Genomic DNA, 19,418 nt, shown 5'->3' with positions numbered 1-19,418 from the left:
CAAGATGGTCGCTCCTGAAGTCGCTTTGAGCCGGTATGATGGTGGTCCAGATGAGGCTGGACGAGCTCTGCTCACGGTCTTCCACATCACGAACAAAGGTCTAGCTGTTTGATCCCAGGGTTTGATGGTGCATTCTTATCGCCTGAATGGAGGGATGCGCTATGGGCCAGGTTCTCCATGGGAGCGCCACAACGACAGAGGCAATCCGTCGAGCGATACAGCATAGTCAAGCGAGCCTGAGAGCCTTGGCCCAGCGCTACGGCATCAACCCGAAGACGGTCGCCAAGTGGAAGACGCGCGCCTCAGTGTCGGACCTGCCGACCGGCCCCAAGGACGCCAAGTCTACGGTGCTGTCGCTCACGGAAGAGGCCATCATCGTCGCCTTCCGCAAGCATACCCTGCTGCCGCTGGACGATTGCCTCTATGCCCTTCAGCCGACCATTCCGCACCTGACCCGCTCATCACTTCACCGCTGCCTGCAGCGCCATGGCATCAGCCGCCTGCCGGAGGTGACCGGCGACAAGCCGGCCAAGAAGAAGTTCAAGGCCTACCCGATCGGTTACTTCCACATCGACATCGCTGAGGTGCACACGGAAGAAGGGCGGCTCTACCTGCTGGTCGCGATTGATCGTACCAGCAAGTTCGCCTTCGCCCAGTTGCACGAGAAAGCCACACGCCGTGTGGCCGCCGACTTCCTGCGGGCGCTGATCGCTCTCGTGCCGTACAAGATCCACACCGTGCTGACCGACAATGGCACCCACTTCACCACACCGGGCAACACCAGTTCAGCGGCTCCTTTGATCAAAGAGGCCATGGCACGAGGCGAGATCTTCCGCGCCCACTCATTCGAGCTCGCCTGTGCCCAGAACGACATCGATCATCGTTTGACCAAGCCACGGCACCCGTGGACGAACGGACAAGTGGAGAGGATGAACCGCACCCTGAAGGATGCAACCGTCAGGCGCTACTACTACGACACCCACGATCAGCTGCGGCGCCACCTGGATGACTTCCTCGCCGTCTACAACTTCGCCCGCCGGCTGAAGACCCTGCGCGGCCTCACCCCATACGAGTACATCTGCAAAATCTGGAAAACCGAGCCTCAACGCTTCAGGCTCGATCCACTCCACCAAATGCCGGGACTAAACACAGTCGCCAGTGCAGGATGTGGTCGAAGTGGTCCATCGTGGCCGTCCTTGTGGTGCACCCCCACGCGGAAAGGGTGCCCCTTGGGCGCTAGTCCTGTCAATCGATCGGGCGCAAGTTCATCCGGCTCCTCGTCTCGCACCAGACTGGTTGTGGGCGGCGATTGACCGATCTGGAATGTGTCGAGCTTTGGCGGATTGCCGTCGGTCACGAACGCTCCCTCGTACAGACCCGCTCGGGTATGGGCCACGCCCTCGATCGTCGATCCCCTCTTGGAGAGCATAAGGATTTATGGGGCAGGGATAGAGCACTTGAGAGCCGTCGTCATTGACGTGCTTATGAACGTATTGAGATGGTGGGCTCCTGAAACTGATCCGGTACTGGGTGTCCCACAGATCCTCATGCTCTCCCTGGCTGTCTCATGCCAAAATGGTCAGTGACACCGGGCCAATACCCTAGCCGAAGCCGGGACGGACTACATCGCGGGGCCGGCTCCGGTCAGGCTACATGTTGTCTTCGTCACGAAGAACGGTGCCAGCCCGCTTGGCCTCATCCTCGATTGCCTCGTCGATCGACTTGATCGCGTTCTGGATCTCCGTGAACTCGACGGCTCTCTCGGGAATGAAGGCCGCCGTGTTGATGATGATCTCGGCCATCTCGCGCCGGTGCGCGACCAGCCGCTCGCGTGCTTTCTGCAACTGCTGAACGTAACGGTGCGTCATGGGACCAATCCGCTTCGAACCCGGGTCAGGTCGCGCCAGAATAGCATGTTTGCCGACATCGGATCGACCGAAGCAGCCGGGTTGCCTGAGGGTCTCGAACACCAGCGTGGTGCAGCTAGCCACGTGCAAGGGAATGGGGCCCGGGAGACGCTTCCCTGACCAGGAACGGCCGCTCTTATATGGGCTTGTCCCGTTAGGCGCTGCTCAGGCGCCGCAGCGAAGGAGGGACACATGTCGATCGTGAAAATGGTGGAGTTGTCATCCCAGTCGCCGGACAGCTGGGAGGATGCGACGCGCCAAGCGGTCGAGCGCGCCGCACAGACGTTGCGCAACATTCGCTCCGTCTGGGTCAAGGAGTTCGAGGCTGTGGTGGAGAACGAGCAGGTCACCCAGTTTCGGGTGATCCTGAAGATCGCGTTCCAGCTCGACGAGGGGGCGAGTACCAGGAGCACACGGAGCATGGGAAGCGAGGAGATCCTGGGCTTGGAGTGAGATCCTCAAGGTTGCTGGCGGAGTCACGGATCGGCAGCACATGACGGCAGAAGCTTCGGCGGAGCGATGGGCACGAGCTTATCCCTGCACACGCTCTTCGCGAGGCCCGACGGTTAGGTTCCATACCGCCGGGCTCCTGCGGAGCGCGGGGCGTCTGAAACGGGTCAAAGTGTAACGTAGAGCGGATCAAATGATGGTCCGCTCAGCGCGTGACCGCGGAACTTCGGATAAAGTCAGCCCAGTGCCAAAAGGCGACCTACGCGCCAATTGCCTGGATCGCAGCCGGACCAAGCATAGGACACACGCGCAAAGTCCAAGCTTGCGGCATGAAGCGCGCCAGCCGCACCGATCCGCCAGTTCCTGCTATTGCAACAGCTCCTTGGCCGGGAGCTCAATGGTGCATTGCAGCCCGCCGGGTTTGAACGTCAGCGTCGTTGTTCCCCTGAGCTGGTACGGCACCGTCTGCGTCAGCAGCTCGGTCCCGAAGCCGCTGCGCCGCGGCGCGAGCGAGAGCACCGGCACCCCTGTTTCCGTCCACTCGATCCGCGGTGCTGTCCTGTCTGGATGGCGCCCGTTTGGCAATGTGATTGTTGTTGACGTTTGGGCCGAGCGGGGCGGGTGCTGTTGGAGTGGACGGCCCCCTTACGGCATCGCTGTGCCAGAATGAGGTCGTTGCAGATCTCAGTCACAGGAGACCGTCCATGGACCAGATTATCCGCATCGGAATGGATACGTCAAAGCACGTCTTCCAACTGCACGGCGTGAATGCCGCCGAGGAGCCGGTGCTGCGCAAGAAGCTGCGGCGCCAGGATCTGATCACCTTCTTTGGCAAGCTTCCGCCCACCGTAGTTGCCCTTGAAGCCTGTGGGGGCTCGCACCATTGGGCGCGCCTTCTGCAGTCGTTAGGGCACCAGGTGAAGCTGATCGCGCCGCAATTGGCCAAGCCGTACGTCAAGCGTGGCAAGAACGATGCGGCTGATGCCGAGGCGATCTGCGAGGCGATGAGCCGGCCCACCATGCGCTTCGTGCCGGTCAAAACAGCCGACCAGCAGGCGGCCTTGATGCTGGTGGGCGTGCGCGATCGCTTGATCCGGCAGCGCACCCAGCTGGTCAACGTGATCCGCGGCTATGCGGCGGAGTTCGGGCTCATTGCCCCTAAGGGGCTGTGCCGGATCGAGCCTCTGCTGGAGCGGGTCAAAACCGAGGAGACCTTGCCGGCTCTCGCCCGGGAGCTGTTTGCGATGCAGGCCACGGAGTATGCGCAGCTGCAGGCCCGATTGGAGGAGATTGAAGATCGCCTCATGGCTTGGCACCGCGCCCATGAGATCAGCCGACGCTTGGCCAGGATTCCTGGGGTGGGTCCGATCGGCGCTGCGATGTTGGTGATGAAGACGCCTGCACCCGAGGCCTTTCGCTCGGCCCGCCACTTTGCCGCCTGGCTTGGCTTGACCCCGAAGGATCATTCCACCGCCGGCAAGGTGCGGCATGGGGTGATCACGCGGGCCGGTGTTGAGCTGGTGTCGGACCTTGCAAGGAAGCGAGCAGATGGTGTGATCGATCGATCCAGACGGTGAGACACTCCGCACATGACTGTGGTCTGGCGAGGCCGCGGTGCTGTTGGGAACTCACAGAGCGGACGCCATCTTGGCCAGCGGTCATGTGTGACTGCAATGAAAGGCCGGACATATGACCGCAAGCGATCCGATCAAACCATGCCGAAATCTTCTTGCGAGGCGGGGGCCGTCCACATAAGTCATGTCTCCGGCCTTTGAACGCGGTGCTACATGACCGCGGGCCCTGATGTTTTACGCTGGAGCTGGTCCCTCTCACATTATCGCGCTCGACTGACGCAAGACGACACCACGGGTTTGCCAGTTCCGGCGATCCATATCCGCTTGGCTTCACATCATCTCATCGTCACCGTGCCAACTGGGTTGCCCCAAGGGGCGAATGGTTTTGAGCTGGTCGTCTATGAGGCCGCCGGCGCGGCCGCTCCCTTGCTCCCGGGCTCGTAAGCCGTGCTCCCGGCCATGACCGCCCAGGCGATCCGGGCCATCTTGTTGGCCAAGGCGACAGCGACGACCTTGAACGGTTTCTTGGCCAGGAGAGCCCGGGCCCAGTCAGCCAGGGCCGTCCTGGTCTTCCCCGACTTCATGCTGTAGCTTCATGCTGTAGAGCGCCGCGTGTGCGCCGACGACCAGCAGCTTGCGCAGATGCCGGTTGCCCATCTTCGAGATGGAGCCGAGCCTCGCCTTGCCGCCGGTTGAATGCTGCCGCGGCACGAGGCCGAGATAGGCGGCAAACTCCCGGCTGCCCTGGAACAGGCCGGCATCCGGGATGCTGGCCGAGAGACAAGAGGCCGCAATCGGGCCGATGCCGGGAATGGTGGCGAGCCTGATGCTCACCGGATCGCTGCGGTGGGCCGCCAGAATGGCCTTGTCGAGCTTGGCGATCTGCGCCTCAATCTCAACCAGCATCGCCGCCAGAGGCTGGAGTGCGACCCGAGCTGTGACGGGGAGATCGGGATTGGCGTCATCATGGATAAGGGCAATCAGTTGGCGCGTGGTGCGAGCGCCTTGCGCCACCACGACGCCCAATTCGGCGAAGTGACCGCGCAGAGCATTGATCAGGGCTGTCCGCTGCCCGATCAGGAGATCGCGGGCTCCGTGCAGCATGAGGGGACGTTGGTGCGTAATTCGGCCTGAGGTGTCGCGCGAAGATCGGGGTGAGGTATAGAGGCGGTCGTCGGAATCCGAGAGCTGCATGCCTTACAAGGTCAATCAAGAGCGCCGCCACAGAATCCCGAAGGCCCGCTGCCGCGTGAAGAATTGGCGCGACTACGATGCCGCCCTGCGTCGGCGCGGCGACCTGACGGTGTGGGTGACGGCTGAGGCGCTTGAGGCATGGACGCCGGCAACCACGGGCCGGCGTGGTCGACCACAGCGATACTCCGAGATGGTCGTCGAAACGGGTCTGATGCTGCGGCTGGCTTTTGGACGGCCCTGGCGCCAGACCGAAGGCATGCTGGCCTCGATCCTGCGTCTGCTCGGCTTGGCCCTCCCGGTTCCGGATCACACCACCTTCTCGCGTCGCAGCGTCGACCTGACCGTCGCCAAGGCGGTGAGAACAGCAACCACTCCAGTGAATGTGGTGATCGACTCCACCGGCCTGAAGGTGTTCGGGGCCGGCGAATGGCAGCGCGACAAGCATGGCGGCAAGGGGCGCCGAACCTGGCGCAAGTTGCACCTTGCTGTTGATCCCGAATCCGGCGAGATCCTTGCTTCAGAGCTGACCACCACGGAAGACGGCGATGCCTCACAGGTCGGACCGCTGCTTGATCAGATCTCAGGCCCGATCGCTTCGGTCACAGCCGATGGTGCGTACGATGGCGATCCCGTCTACCGCACCATCGCCGCGCGGGACCCTGCCGCCGCTGTGATCATCCCACCGCGATCAACGGCAGTGCCGAGCGGCACCGCCGAGACGACGCCTACGCCGCGGGATCGGCACCTCCGGATGATCGAAGAGCGTGGTCGGCTCGGCTGGCAAAAGGCGATTAACTACGGCCGTCGGTCATTGGGCGAGGTGGCGATGATGCGCTACAAGACCGTGATCGGGCGGCGCCTCCACGCCCGGACGCTGCCGACGCAAAAGGCTGAGGCCGCGGCCGGCTGCAAGGTCATCAACATCATGACCCGCCTCGGCATGCCGGTATCACAGTGCATCACCTGAGCCCCGCCGCAGGCACGGGAGCGGTCTACCTCTGAATTGCGCACCAAAGTCAGATGTCGGATCACTCACCGCTTTGGATCGAGATCGAGACGGACTTTGCAGACAGCTACCTCCAGGACATCGCTGGGTAGCCGCCACTACAACGACCTTAAACGGATCTGTCGCAACTCTTTCTTTCCTAGCGCAGGGCTATGGCCTGCGCTAGGAAAGAAAGAGAGTGAGGCATAATGTTCAAGGGCAGGCAATTTGATCGGTCAGTCATCCTGCTCTGTGTCCGGTGGTACCTGGCTTACAGCCTCAGTCTGCGCAACCTCGAGGAGATGATGGCGGAGCGCGGCATCTCCGTCGACCATGCCACAGTCGTGCGCTGGGTGGTTCGTTACTCACTCGAACTGCTCGACCGCTTCAACCTCTGGAAACGAGCCGTCAGCCGGAACTGGCATATCGATGAAACCTACATCAAGGTCAGAGGATGCTGGATGTGTGTGGACGCCCCGTTGAATGCAAGAGAAATCATAACGTGTGATCTTGGGTCTACGATCGGGTGCTGACGTGTGTCCGGCCTCTCGAAGCGGCAATCCAAACGCCGCAGGCCCTTATGGAAGTCCGCAGATCAGATCCAACGTGTATCTGCGCGCTCGAAGCGCCCATCCAGCGACTGGTTCTTCTGATCCCGTTCGACCCACCGATTTCCCATAAATCTCTGTTCGACCTTCTCACATCCTCCGGCAGTTCCTCGGGTTATACTGCCGACACGACAGCTCCCGAAGCTCGGTAAACTCCTCCCGGGCCATCAGCGCCCAGGCAATCCGCGCCATCTTATTGGCCAGGGCGACCGCAATCAGCATCGGCGGTTTGCGGCGCAGCATCCGTCCCAGCCAGGAGTGCGGAGCCGTGCCATGTCTGGCCGCCCATCGGACAACTGCCGTGGCACCGATGATGAGCAGGCGACGCAGGTCGCGTTGTCCCATTTTCGATGTCTTGCCTAATCGATGCTTCCCGCCAGACGAGTTCTGCCTGGGTGTGAGCCCCATCCAGGCTGCGAAATCCCGCCCCTTGTCGAAAGTCTCGGCCGCCGGAGCCAAGGCCTCCAGAGCTGTTGCCGTGACCGGACCAACACCCGGAATCGTCATCAGGCGTCGGATCTCGTCGTCCTGCCGCGCCCGCTGCGCGATCTCCCGGTCCAACCCACCGATCTTCTGGTTGAACTTACTTAAGGCCGTGATGAGCATCCGGCAGACGGATCGCGCCACCTCAGGAAGGCCATTCGCCGGATCGTCAACCGCGGTGACGAGCGTGTGAACGTGTCTCGTTCCTTGGGGTGCGATAATGCCGAATTCGGTGAGATGTCCGCGCAGGGCATTGATGATCTGGGTTCTTTGGCGCATCAGCAGATCTCTGGCCTTGAACACCATGGAGGAGGCCTGCTTCTCCTCACTCTTGACCGCAACAAAGCGCATGGTCGGCCGCTGAGCGGCTTCACAGATGGCTTGGGCATCGGCGGCGTCATTCTTCTGCCGTTTGACGAATGGCTTCACATAGTTGGGGGCGATCAGTCTCACTGTATGGCCCAAGGTGCTGATCTGGCGTCCCCAGTAATGAGCGCTGGCACAGGCTTCCATCGCGACAGTGCATTGGCGCTGGGTGGCAAGAAACGACAGCAGCTTGCCTCGGGACAGCTTCTTCTGAAAGAGCACAGCGCCAGTTTTGCGTGCGCCATGGAGCTGAAAGACATTCTTCGCTAAATCGATGCCGATGATATCAAGGGTCTGCATGGACGGGCCTCTTGGTGGTGGTTGCGGATGTGGCAACCTTGGCAGCTAGGCGCTGCCGGAGGGGCGTCCACCCCATTGTATCTTTACCGGGCTATCGACAGCAACGGCGACACGGTTGAGTTCTGGTTCAGCGAACGACGGGACCTCATTGCCGCCAACCGGTTTCTGCGCAAGGCCCTCAACCGGCACGGCCGGCCCGAGAGGATCGTCATCGACGGCAGCCAGACCAATCGGGAAGCCATCCTGTCGTGTGATGCCGAGAGCCGGCTGCAGGACCGTTCAAGACGCAGGCTCAAGCCGATCAGGATCCGGCAGAGTCAATACCTCAATAACCGTATCGAGCAGGATCGCCGCGCCGCCAAGTGCCGCGTGCGACCGCTGCTCGGTTTCAAGTCCGCTGACTGCGCCCGCGTGGTCCTGGGTGGCATCGAGTTGGTTCATATGCTGCGTAAACAGCAAGCGAAATATGTCTACTTTCAGCAGCTGTCGCTTGCGGAGCAGTTTCACCTGCTCGCCGCATAAGGGCAGTACGGTGCACCTGCTGCTTTCTCGTCCCTGTTCCGGATTTGCGACAGAACCGGCCGGCTTGCCTCGACAGCCTTATTCCTCCTGCACTTCGCCAGCTGAGTCCTTCATGTGCCGTGAAACCACGGTCTCCTCGCCGAGGAGTCCGCGCGGCCGCACCAAAAGAATGAGCACCAGAAGCAGCCCGATAAGAACGACTTGGAGGGTTGCTGCCCTGGCCTGATACTCAGCCGGCACTAATTCACGAAGCACATTCCCGGACAGGGTCCATAAGGCCCATACCACGAAGGCTCCAAGGATAGCCCCGAGATTGTTGCCCGAGCCGCCCACAATCAGCATCGTCCACATCTGAAACGTAAGAATCGGCAGAAAATCCTCCGGAGCAATGTAGCCGACAAAGTGCGCGTAAAGTGCCCCGCCAAGCCCCATGAGCATGCAGCCGATCACAAAGGCTTGCAGACGAAACCGGAAGGCCCGCTTCCCAAGGGACGCGGCCGCCGTCTCGTCCTCGCGGATCGCTCGCAGAACGCGACCCCAGGGGCTGCGCACCAAGCGTTCCAGGGCAACATAGCTGAGACCAAGCAATGTCGCGGCTATCACCAAGTAGGTCAGGTTCCAGGCGAGGTTATCCGCGATGATGTCGGCGAACGGCTTCGGGATGAACTGCAGCCCGAACGGCCCGCCCGTCAGGCCCTGGGCATTCAACGCGATCAGTTGCAGGGTAACAGCAATACCGAATGTGGTGATGGCCAGATAGTCGTGCCGCAGCCGCAGTGCTGCCACCCCAACGACGAAGGCTGCAAGCCCAGATGTCGCCATCGCGCCGATCCAACCGAGGGGAATGGGCAAGTCCAAGCCGCCGATCTGATCTGGGTAGTCCGGCGCTGTTAGGAGCGCCGACGTGTAGGCCCCAATCGCAACAAAGCCCGCCACGCCGACATTGAACAGGCCCGTGAAGCCCCATTGCAGGTTGAGGCCGAGCACCACCAGCCCAAAAATCGTGGCAAAGACGAGAAAGAAGGTGCCGTATGAGAGCAGACCGAGCAGATCGGGCATCACGTCCTCTCGCCGAAGAGACCGGTGGGGCGGACAAGCAAGATGGCGATGAGCACCACGAAGGCGGTGGCCGCTCGGTATTCAGCCCCGACGAGCGGCACCGACAGGCTTTCCGCGAGGCCGACGATGAGGCCGCCCGCGACCGCCCCGTAGACGCTGCCGATTCCCCCGAGAATCGCCGCGGCGAAGAGCGGAAGCAAAAGGTCGAGGCCGAGTTGCGGTCGCAGCTGGACAGTGAGGCCCGAGAACACCCCGGCCACGGCCGCGAGAACGGCACCGATGATCCAGGTGGCGCGGATCACGCGATCGACGTCGATGCCCGTCACTCGGGCAAGTTGTGGGTTGATGGAGGTTGCCCGCATCGCCTTGCCGAGGGTCGTGCGCGTGAGGAAGAGATGGAGCCCGACGACCGAAACGGCCGTCAGACCAAGGACAAAAAGCTGGTCCGGGGTGATCCGCAACCCGCCCAAGACATCCCTCGGAATCAGCCGGATCGCAACCTGGATCTCACGGCTGTAGTATTCCGGAACCGCCCCATAGATGAACTGGAGCAGGTTGCGCAGCACGAGAGCGGCTCCGAAGCTCGCCATGATCAGCGTGATCGCGTTCCCGTGCCGCCGCAGCTGACGGAACAGAAGCCGATCAACCAGCAGCGCCAGCGCCGCAGTTGCGATCGCGGCGACGACCAGTGCGGTGAGGAGCGCCCATCCGAACGAGAACGGGCCGAGGGGCTCCATGGGCCCCCAAACCGCCGCCATACCGAGGAGCGTCGTCCAAGCGAAATAGGCGCCCCAGGTCAAAAACTCGCCATGGGCGAAGTTCGCAAAGCGCAGGATGGAATAGACCAGCGTCACGCCGATCGCTCCGAGCGCAATGACCGAGCCGATGACGAAGCCGTCGGCCATGAGCTGCAACATTAGATGCCTCCTCGATGCTGTCCGAGATAGAGTGCGGCGACCTGCGGATCGTCCGAGAGGTCGCGCGCGGCGCCGACGATCCGGGTGCTTCCCTCGACCAGGACTGCGGCGCGATCGGCGATGGCGAGCGCCGCCTTCACGTTCTGCTCCACCAGCACGATTGTGACGCCGGTGGCGCGAACTTCCCTGAGCTTCTCGAAGACGATACCCACGAGCTTCGGCGAAAGCCCCGCTGAGGGTTCGTCCAGCATCAGGACCTTAGGCGCGCCGACCAGCGCCCGGGCGACCGCGAGCATCTGGCGCTGCCCCCCCGAGAGACGACCCGCCAAGAGTCGCCGCTGGCGTGCGAGGTCCGGGAACAAGGCATAGAGATCGTGGAGCCGCTGCTTCTTGGGCACCTTCAGGATCGAGGCGGCGAGATCGAGATTGTCCTCGATCGAGAGGTTCACGAACACATTCTCGGTCTGTGGCACGAATCCAAGACCTTCGTGGGCTAATCGATGAGCCGCGCGCCCCGTGATCTCGCGATCGTGCAGGAAGATCCTTCCAGCGGAGATCGGCACCAGCCCGGCGATGGCTTTGATCAGGGTCGACTTGCCAGCGCCGTTTGGTCCGAGGATGGCAACGATCTCGTTCGGCTCGACCGACAGTGACGCGCCGCGCACGATCGGGAGCCCTGGCTCATAGCCGGCCTCCAGAGCCTCGATCCGGAGAGCCGTCACGCCGGGGCTCCGCCGAGATAGGCTTCGACCACCCTCGGATCGTCACGCACCTCCTGCGCCGTCCCGGACATCAGAAGGCGACCCTGCGCCATCACCATGATGGGACGGCACAAACTCATCACCAGATCCATGTTGTGCTCGATGATCAGGAACGTGATGCCCTGCCGGTTGAGGGCCACGATCCGGTCGACGATCGCATCCAGCAGCACGGGATTGACCCCGGCTCCGGGCTCGTCGAGCAGGATCAGGCGCGGCTTGGCCACAAGAACCCGGGCGAGCTCCAGGAGCTTGCGCTGTCCGCCGGACAAGACGCGCGCCGGCTGCTGAGCGAGATGCGACAGGCCCACGAAGTCGATCCAGTGTCGGGCTGCGGCCGCCAACGCCCGTTCCTCGGCGGCTACGTGGCCCGGCGTGAGCCAGTTAGCCCAGAACCGCTCACCGCGCTGGTGCAGGGGTGCCACCATGACGTTCTCCAGCACCGTCATCTCGGGAAAGGGTCTTGGGATCTGGAACGTCCGGGCGAGGCCCTGGGCGAAGATCTGATCCGGCGCAAGCCCGTCGATCCGCTCCCCGTCGAGGCTGAGCAACCCGGACGTCGGGGGAAACAAGCCCGCCAGGCAGTTGAAGAGGGTCGTCTTGCCGGCCCCGTTCGGCCCGATGAGGCCCGTGATCGTCCCCTTCTCGATCGTGAAGGACACCGCGTCGACGGCGCGGTTGCCGCCGAAGGTCTTGGTGATCGATTGGGCTGTCAGCATGAGCGGAATGAAGTCACCGGCCGGGCCGTGTTGCGAGGGCGGCAATTTTGCGTCATGACAATGCGCACGTGCAACAGGCAATGGACGTTGTCCCGTGTCGGATGATTTCTTCGATCTCTACGACCTGCGGGTCGAGGTTGTCGCTCCGGAGGGTGCCACATTGTATTGTGGGGCCAAGCCCGGCGACTATTTCGAGCTCAAGGGGGAGATGCTTCACCTCCCCCCAGGCCAGGGCTTCTCGATCTATTCGCTCGCTGCGCTGCTGCCGCTCCTCCCCGCGAAACAACGCGTCACTCATCCGAACGACTGGATGTCCACCGATGCCGAGGTCGCCTGCCCGGACCCCAATTGTCCGAGCCGGCTCCGGATCAGCCGGATGGCGAAGCGCGTATTCCGCCACTCGGAGGTTACGGCCGTACCCTTGCCCGATGCGAAGGCCTGACATGACCGTCGAAACGATTGATCTCGCTCCGGGCTACCGAATCTCTCGCATGCTGCGTGGGGGCTGGCAGCTTGCCGGCGGGCATGGTGCCATCGAGGCCGAGCGGGCGATCGCCGATATGTCTGCCTTTGTAGATGGGGGCATCACGACCTTCGACTGCGCCGACATCTACACCGGCGTCGAAGAGATGATCGGGCATTTCCGCGATCGCATGCTCGCCGAACGCGGCTCCGCAGCGCTGAAGAACTTCAAGGTGCACACGAAGTTCGTGCCGGACTGGGATGCCCTCTCCCGCGTCGACCGTGCGTACGTGCGCGAGATCATCGACCGCTCGCTCCGACGGCTCAGGATGGAGCGTCTCGATCTGGTGCAGTTCCACTGGTGGAATTACGCCGTCCCGGGCGCTGTCGAGACCGCACTCATCCTCAAGGAACTCCAGGACGAGGGAAAGATCCACCAGATCGGCGGTACCAACTTCGATACCCCCCACACGCGAGCCCTGCTCGACGCAGGGGTGCCGCTCGTGTCCATGCAGGTCCAATACTCGCTTCTCGACCAGAGGCCCGAGAACGGCCTTGTTGCGCTGTGTCAGGAGCGCGGCATGAAGCTTCTGTGTTATGGTACGGTGGCAGGTGGTTTTCTGTCGGAGCGGTGGCTCGGCGTCCCGGAGCCCCAGGAGCCTTTCGCCAATCGTTCGCTTGTTAAGTACAAGCTCATCGTCGACGATTTTGGCGGCTGGTCCTTGTTCCAGAACCTGCTCGCCACCCTGCGGGAGATCGGGCGCAAGCACGGGGTCAGCCTAACGGCGGTGGCCACCCGGTGGGTCTTGGACCGGCCCGCGGTGGCAGGCGCTATCATCGGTGCCCGCTACGCCGAGCACCTGCCCGATAATCTCGATGTGTTTCGGCTCACCCTCGATGAGGAGGACCGGACCGCCATCAACAGGGTCCTCGCACTCAAGACCGGCCCTGAGGGGGATACCTACACGCTCGAGCGTGACCGGGAGAGCCGGCATGGTCGCATCATGCATTATAATCTCAATGAGGCCTGACCCCTCATGGGGCTCGACCATCCCCTCGCCCAAGCCGCACTGCAGGAGGTGGTCGACCTGCATGCCTTCTTCGAGACCTGGCTCTGCGGAACGGTCGAGAACACGCATGCCGTATTCTCTCGTCTGGAGAACGCTCTGGGTGAAGAGTTCACCATGGTGTCTCCAAGTGGAGCGAGGCTCCAGCGGCCGGACGTGATTGGGTGGTTACGAGGAGCTTACGGTACCAAAGGAAAGCAGGACCCGTTCCACATTGCCGTTGTCGAGCCCGAGCTCCTGCTCCTGCGGCCGCCGCTCATCATTCTCCGCTATATCGAGGAGCAAGCAGCGGGCAGCATCGTCACCCGCCGCCGATCAACCGCCGTGTTCGAGGCCTTGGCAGAGGAGGGTGTGCGATGGCTCGCCCTACACGAGACCTGGATCAGCCCGGGCTCTTGAGGACTATCCCAGCCCGCCCCGCTTGCCAAACGGCCGCCAAGGCGGAACACTGCCTACCCGCCGGGAGGGGCAAGTGACACCAAAGCTTACCTTCGGCGGACCAGATCAGGGAGAGTGTTCACCGTGCGCTTCGCATCCATTGTTTCAGCCGCCACTCTGGCGATGGCTCTTGCACCACTGCCGGCATCCGCACAGCAGCCCTGCACGCATACAGTCGGCGTTGTCGTGGAGCTGACCGGCCCAGCCGGACGCTTCGGCCAAGCTGCAGCCAAATCCATCGAGCTTGCCTTTAAGGAGATCAACGAGGCTGGCGGAGCGGCTGGGTGCCAGCTCGCCACGGACCTTCGGGACTCGCAGAGCCAAGGCTCCGTCGCGGTCGACCAAGCCCGACAACTTGTTGACCTCAAGCGCGTGCCTGCGATCATCGGCGGCATCATCTCCTCGGTGTCGCTCCCTGTACTGACCTCGGTGACGGCGCAGGCGAACGTGGTTCAAATTTCGCCCGCCTCCTCGTCGCCAACGCTCACGCGAATTGCACAGGAGGGGAAGACCAACGGCATCTTCTTCCGCACCATCACCTCGGACGCGCTCCAAGGCACGGCGGCTGCGAAGTATGCAATGGATCAGGGCCTGAAGAAGATTGCGATCATTCACGTCAACAACGATTTCGGCGTGAACATGGTGGCGGAGTTCAAGCGTGCCTACGAGGCGCTTGGGGGCCAGACCACATCCACTACGCCCTACAACCAAGGCCAAGCCTCCTATGCGCCGGAGGTCACTCGCGCTCTCGACGGAGATCCGCCCGCCCTTTACCTCGTCTCCTATCCGGGCGACGGCACATCGATCGCACGCACCTGGATCTCACAGGGTGGTGCCCCAAAGTTTCTCCTGAACGACGGCATGAATAGCGCCGACTTCATCCGCGACGTCGGGCCTCGTTATCTAAATGATGCCTTTGGAACCTCGTCGGGTACGACCAAGACACCCTCGACTGAGCACTTCGCAACAGCCTACCCGGCGATGTCCGGCGGCTTTGATGCCAATGCCCCCGCCGCTGACCGAGCTTATGACGCGGCGGCAATCCTCGGCCTTGCGGTGGCTCAGGCCGGCAAGTTCGAGGCGGCAGCCATCCGAGACGCCATTCGCAAGGTCACCGGGAGCGACGGCGAAGCGATCCATGCCGGACCTGAGGGCTTCAAGAAGGCGCTCCAGCTCATCAAAGAGGGCAAGCCGGTGCACTACGAGGGCGTCATTGGACCTGTGACGTTCGACCAGTACGGCGATATCACCGGCCCCTTCCGGCTGTGGCGGATCCAGAACGGCGAGGTCACGACCATTGGCCAGATGGGTGTCGATGAGGTTGATACCATCAAGGCGAAGATCCCGTCGCGCTAGACCCTGCTGGTCATTGGCTTAGGCTCCGCGCTCGGCGCGGAGCCTAAGCCGTTTTGCCGGAGATTGCCATGTCCATTCGTCCCGACCGGACACTGCTCGCACCTGGACTCGAGATCAGCCGCATGGTCACAGGCCTTTGGCAAGTGGCCGACATGGAGCGAGAAGGCCGTCTCTTGGATCGCGATACTGCAGCAGCCGCTATGGCCGACTACGCCCGCGCGGGCTTTGACAGCTTCGATATGGCAGACCACTACGGCAGTGCGGAGCTGATCACCGGTCGTTTTCTGGACATGCAGGTTGGAGCCGAGGGGCAGCGTCCAACTGCCTTCACGAAGTGGTGTCCCTCGCCGGGACCGATGTTCGCAGACGTCGTCCGGGCTGGCATCGCCGAGCGTCTGGAGCGCCTTGGTGTCGAAACCATCGACCTGCTGCAGTTCCACTGGTGGATGTTCGAGCACCCCGGCTATATCGATGCCATGAGGGAGCTCGCCGCGCTGCAGCAGGACGGGCGCATCCTCCATCTCGGCGTGACGAACTTCGATACCGACCACCTGCGCCTCTTGGTGAAGCACGGCTTTCCGATCGTGTCGAACCAGGTTTCGTTCTCCCTGCTCGATCGCCGCGCCGGGGAGGACATGAGCGCGTTTTGTCTCGCCACGGGCGTGCGCCTGCTGGCCTATGGTACACTCGGAGGCGGCTTCCTGACGGACCGGTGGATGGGTGCGCCGGAGCCAACCTCTATCAAGGATTGGAGCAAGTCGAAATACAAGCGCTTCGTTGACACGATTGGAGGATGGTCTGCTTTCCAGTCGATCCTGGCCGCCTTGCACAAAGTTGCTCGTAAGCACGGGGTGTCTGTCGCCAATGTGGCCACCCGTTGGGTGCTCGAACAGCCGGCCGTTGCGGCTGTCATTGTCGGAGCCCGGCTCGGGGAGCGTGAGCACCGGGCGGACAATGCGGCCCTGTTTTCGTTCTCATTGGACGAAGATGACAAGCAACGCATCGACGAGGCGTTGGCTTCCACCCAGCGTATTCCAGGGGATTGCGGTGACGAGTACCGTCACCCACCATTTCTCACAGCGTCGGGCGATCTCAGCCATCATCTTGAGAGCTTTCCACCAGTGTTCGACGCAGTCCCAATCGATGGGCGGCCCGACCGCCTACGCATTGACTCTGGCAGCGTCTGGGAGCCCATCTGTGGCTACAGCCGTGCGGTGCGGATCGGCAATCGCATCCTTGTCAGTGGAACCACGGCTACCCACGGCTCAGGCGAGATCATCTGCCCAGGCGATGCCCAAGGGCAGGCGGTCTACATTCTGGATAAGATCGCAGCGAGCATCGCCTCCTTGGGAGGAACGCTCGCAGACACTATCCGAACACGTATCTATCTAAACAATGCAGACGACTGGGAGCCCGTTTCTCGGGTGCATGGCCGCTACTTTGGAGCAGTGCGACCTGCGAATACGCTGCTTGAGATTTCACGTTTGGTAGGAGACTACGCGGTTGAGATCGAGGCCGAAGCTGTCGTCGGTTAGTTATCTTGAGTGGAATGGTTCAAGTCGCGGCTTTGTTGCATGGATCGGACTATGGGCGCATTGAAGGCCACCGAACCAGCACTCAAGCGATGCGGACGGACTTCGGGCGACCAAGCTCAAGCATGCGATTTAACGCATTGATGGCGATGGCCATCTCGGTCCTGCGGCGTTGTTCTGCCTGCGAGCGTAAGCCGTAACCCATCACTCGTTTGAGGCAGCTCATGGATGCCTCCACCAGGGCCCTTCGAGTGTACCCGGATGTTTTCTGCCAGACCATGCGTTCATGCTCGACGATGCTTTGGAGATGCCGATCGCGCTGTGTGGGCGCGCGCTCTACATCCTCGCTCAGCACCGCCGTTGATCGGGGTGGAACGATCACATCAGCATCAGGATGGTGTTTGGCGACGGTGTCGTAGATGCCCGCTTGATCGTAGGCTCCATCACCGATGAATGAGGCGAGTGGACCTGGGATCTGATCGAGCAAGGGCCCAACTTGCGAGCCATCATCGACATCGCTCTTGGTCAGCTCTGATGCGAGGATCCGCCCGGTCTCAGCATCAGCACCAATGTGCAATTTTCGCCAAGCCCGCCGTCTTTTGGTGCCGTGTTTCTCGATGAGCCACTCGCCGGGTCCACACAGCCGCAGGCCTGTGCTGTCGACCAGCAGGTGAACGGGTTCTCTTATTGCGCGACAATCTGGATTGGGAGTGGGCGGCGATCAGGATGGTGATTGGCTGTCGCGGCGGGCATGATGATTGTCGCGCCGCGACACAGATGCAAGCGCTTTCTTGATGGGGATGTCACGGTAACTTTTGGGCAGTGGCTTGTGGCTTAAGTGCTCGTGCATGACCAAGCCCATCAGCTACAAGCGCCATCGGTTCCCACCTCAGATCATCGCCCATGCGGTTTGGTTATACTTCCGATTTCCTCTGAGCCTCCGGCTCGTCGAGGAGATGTTGCTCGAGCGCGGCATCCTCGTCTCCTATGAGACCGTCCGCCGGTGGGGGAAGAAGTTCGGACCAGAGTATGTCCGGCGCCTTCGTCGCAAGCCGCCACGCCCAAACGACATTTGGCATCTGGACGAGGTCGTCATCAACATCGCTGGCAAGAAACACTGGCTGTGGCGGGCTGTCGATCAGGACGGGTACGTGCTTGACGAAATAAGGCCGCCGCAACACCAAGGCGGCGAAGCGCCTGCTGACCCGGCTGATGAAGAAACAAGGCATGGCACCCAAGCGCATCATCACCGACAAACTGGCCTCCTACGGGGCCGCAAAGCGGCAGGTCATGCCAAGGGTTGAGCACCGGTCCCAGAAGGGTCTCAACAACAGGGCTTCTTTATTCGGCCGATTGAAGTCAAGCGCAATCGGATCATCCAATCCTAGGGCTTCAACTGTCCTGCGGGCTCTTGCTTCTCTCCGGATTCGGCACAATGGCCCTTCCATCATGGGGTCGGAAGAATGAAGCGGAACTATCTGAGAAGCGTCCTTCTGCACCCAGAGGTGCGAGGAGCATGCCCTATTTCGAACTCGCCTCATTCATCGTCCCGCAGGGGACAGCCTTCCGCCCTGGTGCGGAAGCTCGTGGTTCTCCTTGATCAGACGGCGCGCGATCGGCGGGCCTGTCAGGCTGCTTGCGCCTCCCGCGTCCACCGGAATTCCGTGCCGTCGCACCACATGCGATGCATGATCACGGCCAGACGCCTCGCCAGGGCGACAACGGCTTTTCCGCTGCCGCGCCGCCGGGCCACCTTCATGGCCCAGGCCTTCAGCCACGACCACCGGGTGGACTGCCGCAGCATCGTCTGAGCTGCCTCGAACAGCAGCGTTCGCATCATGCCATCCCCACAGAGCGAGATCCGGCCAACCCGATCACTTTCGCCGGACTGGCTTCGGACGGGCGTCAGCCCCAGGACAGGCCCAACCGCTTTCGAGTTCCGGAACCGGGCCGGAATGTCGATCGTCGCCACAAAAGCCAGCGACACAACCGGACCCACCCCAGGAATGGTCATCAGGCGCCGGCATACCTCATCCCCGCGGGCGAGGTCCAGAAGCTTACGGTGCAGAGCGGCGAAGTGCTCGCGTAGCCTGCACCGGGCATCCAGCAGCCGTTCGACAATCTCGGCCAGGTCCGGCAGGCCTGCAACAAGCTCGCGGATGCGCTGCTCGAACTTGACCGCTCCCACTATGCCAATCTTGAGACCGAAGTTCAGCAACAGGCCACGGATGTCATTCTCAATTGCGATGGCTTTCTCCTGCAGGAGCTTGCGGGCGGTCAGCAGCACCCGCCGCTTTTGGCTGGTGAGCGTCTTCACGTGCACCGGACGAAAGAGATTGACCCGCATCATCTGGGCGATGCCGCGGGCATCATTGCGGTCGCTCTTGTTGATCTGCGCTTTCAGGAAGGCCTTGGCGTGGCGCGTCTCAATGCACACAACCGGCAGGCCCGCGTCTGCCAGCCCGTCGAAGAGCCACTGCGAGAGCTGGCACGCCTCGAGCCCGACCCGCTCCAGGTGCCAGGCTGGATCCTGTAGGATCCGCAGAAGATCCTCCGGATGGGTGGCGACCTTGACCTCACGGCAGATCTTTCCCGTCTCGTCCAGGATACACACGGAGGTTTCTTTGACCGCGATGTCTAATCCCGCATCGTGCTTCATGGTGCGTTTCTCCTACTGAGGCTCGAGGCCGTGACCTCGTTGTACCATCAGCCTGGAGCGCT

At 62.1% G+C, this 19,418-nt stretch carries 15 protein-coding genes and 7 pseudogenes; 12 read left to right on the top strand and 10 right to left on the bottom strand.

Features of this window, described 5'->3' with window-relative positions; translation table 11 throughout:
* Window positions 1-161 precede the first annotated feature (161 nt).
* Window positions 162-1,148, top strand: a pseudogene (locus tag JO965_RS33870) (IS481 family transposase); the annotation flags it as partial.
* A gap of 501 nt (window positions 1,149-1,649) precedes the next feature.
* Here the strand turns inward: JO965_RS33870 and JO965_RS33865 are convergent.
* Window positions 1,650-1,868, bottom strand: coding sequence for a hypothetical protein (locus JO965_RS33865; protein WP_203446390.1), 219 nt, complete (start codon window positions 1,866-1,868; stop codon window positions 1,650-1,652).
* A 231-nt stretch (window positions 1,869-2,099) separates the two neighbouring features.
* Here JO965_RS33865 and JO965_RS33860 point away from each other — a divergent pair, with 231 nt between their 5' ends.
* Window positions 2,100-2,360 (top strand): dodecin family protein, encoded by a 261-nt coding sequence (locus tag JO965_RS33860; protein ID WP_203446389.1) that lies wholly within the window; start codon window positions 2,100-2,102, stop codon window positions 2,358-2,360.
* Window positions 2,361-2,723: 363 nt separating this feature from the next.
* Here JO965_RS33860 and JO965_RS33855 read toward each other — a convergent pair whose 3' ends face one another.
* The gene (locus tag JO965_RS33855; RefSeq protein ID WP_203446388.1) at window positions 2,724-2,882 is read right to left on the bottom strand and encodes a hypothetical protein; all 159 of its coding nucleotides are present in this window, start codon (window positions 2,880-2,882) and stop codon (window positions 2,724-2,726) included.
* 179 nt (window positions 2,883-3,061) lie between these two features.
* On the opposite strand from JO965_RS33855, the pseudogene JO965_RS33850 reads away from it, so the two are divergent.
* A pseudogene (locus tag JO965_RS33850) lies at window positions 3,062-3,928 on the top strand (IS110 family transposase); the annotation flags it as partial.
* A 401-nt stretch (window positions 3,929-4,329) separates the two neighbouring features.
* On the opposite strand, the pseudogene JO965_RS33845 reads toward JO965_RS33850, so the two are convergent.
* Window positions 4,330-5,047 (bottom strand): annotated as a pseudogene (locus JO965_RS33845) (IS110 family transposase); the annotation flags it as partial.
* Window positions 5,048-5,123: 76 nt separating this feature from the next.
* Here JO965_RS33845 and JO965_RS33840 point away from each other — a divergent pair.
* A complete protein-coding gene (locus JO965_RS33840; protein ID WP_203446387.1) occupies window positions 5,124-6,092 on the top strand; it encodes an IS5 family transposase in 969 nt (322 codons plus the stop codon).
* 227 nt (window positions 6,093-6,319) lie between these two features.
* Window positions 6,320-6,571, top strand: a pseudogene (locus tag JO965_RS33835) (IS6 family transposase); the annotation flags it as partial.
* A gap of 262 nt (window positions 6,572-6,833) precedes the next feature.
* On the opposite strand, the pseudogene JO965_RS33830 reads toward JO965_RS33835, so the two are convergent.
* A pseudogene (locus JO965_RS33830) lies at window positions 6,834-7,867 on the bottom strand (IS110 family transposase).
* 75 nt (window positions 7,868-7,942) lie between these two features.
* Here JO965_RS33830 and JO965_RS33825 point away from each other — a divergent pair.
* A pseudogene (locus tag JO965_RS33825) lies at window positions 7,943-8,389 on the top strand (DDE-type integrase/transposase/recombinase); the annotation flags it as partial.
* Between the two features lie 78 nt (window positions 8,390-8,467).
* Here the strand turns inward: JO965_RS33825 and JO965_RS33820 are convergent.
* From JO965_RS33820 to JO965_RS33805, 4 genes are read right to left on the bottom strand one after another with little or no spacing between them, the layout of a single operon-like run.
* Window positions 8,468-9,448, bottom strand: coding sequence for a branched-chain amino acid ABC transporter permease (locus JO965_RS33820; RefSeq protein WP_203446385.1), 981 nt, complete (start codon window positions 9,446-9,448; stop codon window positions 8,468-8,470).
* Entirely contained in the window at window positions 9,448-10,365 is a 918-nt protein-coding gene (locus JO965_RS33815) for a branched-chain amino acid ABC transporter permease (RefSeq protein WP_203446384.1), read from the bottom strand. Before JO965_RS33815 ends, JO965_RS33820 begins: the two co-directional genes overlap by 1 nt.
* Window positions 10,365-11,087: an ABC transporter ATP-binding protein gene (locus tag JO965_RS33810; protein WP_203446383.1), complete on the bottom strand. Its 723-nt coding sequence runs from the start codon at window positions 11,085-11,087 to the stop codon at window positions 10,365-10,367. Before JO965_RS33810 ends, JO965_RS33815 begins: the two co-directional genes overlap by 1 nt.
* On the bottom strand, window positions 11,084-11,842 hold the full coding sequence (locus JO965_RS33805) for an ABC transporter ATP-binding protein (RefSeq protein WP_203446670.1): 759 nt from the start codon (window positions 11,840-11,842) through the stop codon (window positions 11,084-11,086). Before JO965_RS33805 ends, JO965_RS33810 begins: the two co-directional genes overlap by 4 nt.
* Before the next feature lie 94 nt (window positions 11,843-11,936).
* Between JO965_RS33805 and JO965_RS33800 the strand changes: the two genes are divergently transcribed.
* From JO965_RS33800 to JO965_RS33780, 5 genes are all read left to right on the top strand, one after another.
* Entirely contained in the window at window positions 11,937-12,284 is a 348-nt protein-coding gene (locus tag JO965_RS33800) for a TIGR04076 family protein (RefSeq protein WP_203446382.1), read from the top strand.
* 1 nt (window position 12,285) lies between these two features.
* Window positions 12,286-13,335 (top strand): aldo/keto reductase, encoded by a 1,050-nt coding sequence (locus JO965_RS33795; RefSeq protein WP_203446381.1) that lies wholly within the window; start codon window positions 12,286-12,288, stop codon window positions 13,333-13,335.
* Between the two features lie 6 nt (window positions 13,336-13,341).
* Window positions 13,342-13,770 (top strand): hypothetical protein, encoded by a 429-nt coding sequence (locus JO965_RS33790; protein ID WP_203446380.1) that lies wholly within the window; start codon window positions 13,342-13,344, stop codon window positions 13,768-13,770.
* 162 nt (window positions 13,771-13,932) lie between these two features.
* Window positions 13,933-15,165, top strand: coding sequence for an ABC transporter substrate-binding protein (locus JO965_RS33785; protein WP_203446669.1), 1,233 nt, complete (start codon window positions 13,933-13,935; stop codon window positions 15,163-15,165).
* Window positions 15,166-15,233: 68 nt separating this feature from the next.
* Window positions 15,234-16,700 (top strand): aldo/keto reductase, encoded by a 1,467-nt coding sequence (locus tag JO965_RS33780; RefSeq protein WP_203446379.1) that lies wholly within the window; start codon window positions 15,234-15,236, stop codon window positions 16,698-16,700.
* 82 nt (window positions 16,701-16,782) lie between these two features.
* Here the strand turns inward: JO965_RS33780 and JO965_RS33775 are convergent, their stop codons facing one another.
* Window positions 16,783-17,385, bottom strand: a complete 603-nt coding sequence (locus JO965_RS33775) for an IS5 family transposase (RefSeq protein ID WP_256451940.1) — start codon at window positions 17,383-17,385, stop codon at window positions 16,783-16,785.
* A 160-nt stretch (window positions 17,386-17,545) separates the two neighbouring features.
* Here JO965_RS33775 and JO965_RS33770 point away from each other — a divergent pair.
* A pseudogene (locus JO965_RS33770) lies at window positions 17,546-18,035 on the top strand (IS6 family transposase); the annotation flags it as partial.
* Between the two features lie 289 nt (window positions 18,036-18,324).
* On the opposite strand, the gene JO965_RS33765 reads toward JO965_RS33770, so the two are convergent.
* Window positions 18,325-19,356, bottom strand: a complete 1,032-nt coding sequence (locus JO965_RS33765) for an IS110 family transposase (RefSeq protein ID WP_203446378.1) — start codon at window positions 19,354-19,356, stop codon at window positions 18,325-18,327.
* Between the last annotated feature and the right edge of the window lie 62 nt (window positions 19,357-19,418).

The organism is Microvirga sp. VF16 (genome assembly GCF_016864375.1).
Classification (GTDB): Bacteria; Pseudomonadota; Alphaproteobacteria; order Rhizobiales; family Beijerinckiaceae; genus Microvirga.
This window is presented reverse-complemented; position numbering and strand designations above follow the sequence as displayed.

Coding starts and splice junctions, on each gene's coding strand:
- JO965_RS33795 (WP_203446381.1), top strand. CDS start 12,286: ATGACCGTCGAAACGATTGATCTCGCTCCGGGCTACCGAATCTCTCGC.
- JO965_RS33860 (WP_203446389.1), top strand. CDS start 2,100: ATGTCGATCGTGAAAATGGTGGAGTTGTCATCCCAGTCGCCGGACAGC.
- JO965_RS33790 (WP_203446380.1), top strand. CDS start 13,342: ATGGGGCTCGACCATCCCCTCGCCCAAGCCGCACTGCAGGAGGTGGTC.
- JO965_RS33785 (WP_203446669.1), top strand. CDS start 13,933: ATGGCTCTTGCACCACTGCCGGCATCCGCACAGCAGCCCTGCACGCAT.
- JO965_RS33865 (WP_203446390.1), bottom strand. CDS start 1,868: ATGACGCACCGTTACGTTCAGCAGTTGCAGAAAGCACGCGAGCGGCTG.
- JO965_RS33805 (WP_203446670.1), bottom strand. CDS start 11,842: ATGCTGACAGCCCAATCGATCACCAAGACCTTCGGCGGCAACCGCGCC.
- JO965_RS33840 (WP_203446387.1), top strand. CDS start 5,124: ATGCCTTACAAGGTCAATCAAGAGCGCCGCCACAGAATCCCGAAGGCC.
- JO965_RS33820 (WP_203446385.1), bottom strand. CDS start 9,448: ATGCCCGATCTGCTCGGTCTGCTCTCATACGGCACCTTCTTTCTCGTC.
- JO965_RS33815 (WP_203446384.1), bottom strand. CDS start 10,365: ATGTTGCAGCTCATGGCCGACGGCTTCGTCATCGGCTCGGTCATTGCG.
- JO965_RS33780 (WP_203446379.1), top strand. CDS start 15,234: ATGTCCATTCGTCCCGACCGGACACTGCTCGCACCTGGACTCGAGATC.
- JO965_RS33765 (WP_203446378.1), bottom strand. CDS start 19,356: ATGAAGCACGATGCGGGATTAGACATCGCGGTCAAAGAAACCTCCGTG.